This is a genomic window from Pseudomonas sp. SIMBA_068, from assembly GCF_046534705.1.
Classification (GTDB): domain Bacteria; phylum Pseudomonadota; class Gammaproteobacteria; order Pseudomonadales; family Pseudomonadaceae; genus Aquipseudomonas; species Aquipseudomonas putida.
Genome location: NZ_JAWRYI010000941.1, coordinates 1 through 257, shown reverse-complemented (window position 1 = coordinate 257; position 257 = coordinate 1). Strand labels below are relative to the sequence as shown.

The window sequence follows — 257 nt, the reverse complement described above, 5'->3', positions numbered from 1 at the left end:
ACTCCAACTACCTGACCGCCCCCTTCGCCTCGGGCTCGTCCAACGGTGCCGGTACTGCCACCGCCGCCAGCTTCAGCGACTTCGGCCTGGCCGAAGAAACCTGGTCGAGCGGCCGCGGCCCTGCGTCCAACAACGGCCTGTGCGCCTATACCCCTTCGCGCGGGGTGATTTCGGTACGTGGCAACTGGCCGCTGACGCCGACCATGGACGTGGTGGTGCCGTATGCCCGTACCATGGCCGACCTGCTGGAAATCCTC

Annotated in this window: 1 protein-coding gene; it reads left to right on the top strand. The window is 66.9% G+C overall.

Annotated elements, in window-relative coordinates:
• A partial coding sequence (locus tag SB756_RS32180) for an amidase family protein (RefSeq protein WP_410913516.1) occupies positions 1-257 on the top strand: 257 nt, incomplete at both ends.